Source organism: Ligilactobacillus equi DSM 15833 = JCM 10991 (assembly GCF_001435735.1).
Lineage (GTDB): Bacteria > Bacillota > Bacilli > Lactobacillales > Lactobacillaceae > Ligilactobacillus > Ligilactobacillus equi.
This window is the reverse complement of sequence record NZ_AZFH01000141.1, coordinates 1-483: the sequence shown is the minus strand read 5'-3', so window position 1 is coordinate 483 and position 483 is coordinate 1. Positions and strand designations below refer to the sequence as shown.

At 37.9% G+C, this 483-nt stretch carries 1 protein-coding gene; it reads right to left on the bottom strand.

The features are described 5' to 3' along the window. Nucleotides 1–45 precede the first annotated feature (45 nt). Nucleotides 46–483, bottom strand: a 438-nt coding sequence (locus FC36_RS08065; protein ID WP_156409560.1) for a DDE-type integrase/transposase/recombinase, incomplete at its 5' end; no start/stop codon positions are given.

Sequence of the window (483 nt, the reverse complement as noted above, 5' to 3'; positions counted from 1 at the left end):
GGCACTATGTCCTGTCAAGTATACAGTTTAAATATATAAAATAGACTATGCGGTCTGATTGCGGAATTTTTCCGCAGTCAGACCGTTTTTTGATGCATAAGCTCTCTTTGTATTGAAATATTTTACACCTTCGTCAATCAGTCTCTTTAATTCTTCAAATGATTGTGGCTGTGGGTGTCGTTCCAGCCAAAGTAGTTTAAAATCATTCCACCATCTCTCCATAGGAGAATTTTCCCATGGATGTCCAGGATGAGACATGCTATGGACGTAGTTCATCTTTTCTAAATAGTGATTAAAGGCAAGTGAACAGTATGCAGCACCTCGATCTGTATGAACCATAGGTCTTACTCCTGGCTCTTTAGAGAACGCTTTCTTAAATGTATCAATTACTGCTGATGTAGTTTCCGTTTTTGAAAGGTTATAGCTAATCACGTAACGTCCGTATAAATCTAATACCGCATGTAATCGTACTTTTTGTGGTTT